Here is a 2638-nt window from a genome sequence, read left to right as displayed (position 1 = left end):
TCGATGATACAGAGCTGATTGTATCTAAACTGGAGCAATATAGCCAAATTGATGGGTGGCGTGGGACCAAGGCTGGTTGTGGACTGAGTTGAAGATATTCAAGATATCTTCTACACCTTTTTCCCTAACATCTGGTTGCCCCAAAAATTCAGGGTCTTTCATCTGCTCCAGTTTAGATACAATCAGCTCTGTATCATCGTATTCCCCAATAACCTTTAAATCCGTTAAGGAAGTCAACGGTTTATCGCTTGGCACCTTTTTATCATAGTTATAATATTTTTGATATTATAGCAATCTAGAGAATTTTTGATTGTAACAAAATATTAACAATTAGGTAAATAATTATTTAGTAAAGGGAATAGGGAGCAGGGAGCAGGGGATGAGGAGGGAGATAACCTACTAGAAGGAAGCTATTTTTTTTGATAACTGTTTATCTAAAAATGATATCACTGGGAGAACGTAACTCAATCACAAAGTCAGGATATAAGGGGAGAAATTGTTATTGTTATTGAGGAGTTAAACTATTCCAGTGTTCTAAGGGTAGGATGCATCAATACAGGAAAATTATGCTATTCAACTAACAATTTTTTGAATAGGGTCTCTTTCCACTGCTCCCAATTCCCGGCGTTGCTGAATTAAGGAATGAATGCGCGATCATCTGGTTTTGCTAAAGCCCCCTAAATCCCCCAAATTTGGGGGAATTTGAAAGTTTTGTTCCCCCCAGAATTGGGGGGCTAGGGGGGCGAAACCATACCCAGAATCAGCAACGCCCGATTCCCGATTCCCTGTTCCCGATTCCCTACTCCCTACTCCCTACTCCCTTTAAACAAAAAAAATAGCCGCAGAAATACTATCCACGGCTAGATGAACCTTATGAATTCAGATTTCACACCATTCCAGACATGCTCCAATGGGAGCAAACCCGATGGTTTGGCCAGGGGGCAAAGCCCCCCAGTAATTTAATAGCTTAACCCAGAATTATGTATTTAGTCATCATCGTCATAAATTCTCCAGGAAGTCCAGTCGGTTAGAGTCGATGCCCGGTATTATCCGGGGCACCTCTCCTTCAGAACCGTACGTGAAGGTTTCCCCTCATACGGCTCCTAGATATTCTCTCCCTTAGGAGTGCTCCAGTGTATCTGTTGATGGCAGCTTTGATGTACTGCTAGTAGATTCTTTTTTGACCAGTTGTCGTGGTTTCCATCTATGTGATGAAGATGTACATCCTCGCCTTCGATGAATCTCAGTCCACAGTGTCCACAGGAATGGTTTTGCTTTTTCAATGCGTCAGAGGTAGCATCGGAGTAAAGGCGTGAATTCCTTTGGCTCCAGTAGACTAGGTCGCCGTCGTATGGTGACTTAGTCCCCCTTACGTTCACGTGTTGGTTCTGTTTGTAACCTACCTTTGGGAATGCTTTATCGCATAATTTGTTGGCTCTGTACCGATTCACTTTCTTTTCCTTTCGGAATTTACGGTTAGCGGTTATTCTCATGAACCACAATGAATCCCTTGAGCTACTCATATCACAGCTACTATGGTAGTTACGCCATCCGCGAACTTTGGAGGCTAATTTCTTAGCTTTTACTTCGGCACCATAGTTCGAGTTGTTGACTACGGATTTAATTTTCTTACGTATGTTTCTATGATTTTCCTCTGAGGGAACGCATGAAAACTTTCCGTCTTTTCTGACGCGGAATCTCCACCCCAGGAAGTCAAATCCGTCTGTCGTTTTAGTTAGCTTGGTCTTTTCTTCACTGATTTCCATTCCTCTTTCTGCCAAGAATTTCTTGACTTTGTTGAGGATTTTCTCAGCATCATCTTTAGGCTTTAAGATAAAAACCATATCGTCTGCGTATCGCAGACTTGGATGGATTTCCTCTATTCCGTTTAATGCCACATTTGCTAATAAAGGACTTACCACACCCCCTTGTGGGGTGCCCTGTTCTGGAAACTGAACGGTTACTCCTGCTTTTAGGCATCTGAATATCCCCGTTTTGATTTTTGCTGGTGCGATAAGCCTTTCCATTATAGAGCTGTGGGAGATTCGGTCAAAGCATTTCTTGATGTCTAGTTCGATTATTCGTTTATTTATTCCATTATGGTTTGAGGCCAGATGGATTTGTAAGCGTTTTTGGACGTCCTGGGCGCACCTGCCCGTTCTGAATCCATAGCTATCTCCGCTGAACGTAGCCTCGTGGGCTGGTTCAAGGGCTAGCTTCACTAGACATTGCCATGCTCGGTCAGCGATGGTTGGTATCTTTAACATTCTTACTTTTCCATTCTTTTTTGGGATTGGAATTTCTCTGAGTCCGCTATGCTTCCAGTCAGTTGCATAATGGTTCAATGTTTCAACCAGTTCCATTCGTTCTCTGTAGTTGAGGCTTGACTTGCCATCAACTCCAGCCGTTTTCTTGCCTTTATTTAGCTGTGTCACTTGTCGGACTGCCAAAAGTTGAGCTGAGCGGGATTTCAGTATCAGTTTTTGTACTGACCTGGCTTTCTTCAAGTCACCAACTCTAACTGCTTTATACACTCGCTTTTGTAGGCGGAAAAGATTTTGGCGGAGTTTCTTCCACTGTTGTTTTTTCCAAAGTTCACTATGATTACTCATGTGTCTAACTATGCTCTCCTAGAGTT

The 2638-nt window shown here is 42.6% G+C and carries 3 protein-coding genes; 1 reads left to right on the top strand and 2 read right to left on the bottom strand.

Annotation, left to right across the window (positions count from 1 at the left end):
* Window positions 1-24: 24 nt before the first annotated feature.
* Window positions 25-255, bottom strand: coding sequence for a hypothetical protein (locus tag F6K37_RS37670; protein ID WP_287256141.1), 231 nt, complete (start codon window positions 253-255; stop codon window positions 25-27).
* Window positions 256-692: 437 nt separating this feature from the next.
* On the opposite strand from F6K37_RS37670, the gene F6K37_RS37665 reads away from it, so the two are divergent.
* Window positions 693-839: a hypothetical protein gene (locus tag F6K37_RS37665; RefSeq protein ID WP_287256138.1), complete on the top strand. Its 147-nt coding sequence runs from the start codon at window positions 693-695 to the stop codon at window positions 837-839.
* Window positions 840-1103: 264 nt separating this feature from the next.
* Here the strand turns inward: F6K37_RS37665 and F6K37_RS37660 are convergent, their stop codons facing one another.
* A complete protein-coding gene (locus tag F6K37_RS37660) occupies window positions 1104-2612 on the bottom strand; it encodes a reverse transcriptase domain-containing protein (RefSeq protein WP_044492589.1) in 1509 nt (502 codons plus the stop codon).
* Window positions 2613-2638: the final 26 nt, after the last annotated feature.

Origin of the sequence: Moorena sp. SIO4E2 (genome assembly GCF_010671945.1) — a bacterium.
Taxonomy (GTDB): Bacteria; Cyanobacteriota; Cyanobacteriia; order Cyanobacteriales; family Coleofasciculaceae; genus Moorena; species Moorena producens.
Note: the sequence above shows the minus strand (reverse complement) of the source record. Positions and strands in the feature narration are given on the sequence as shown.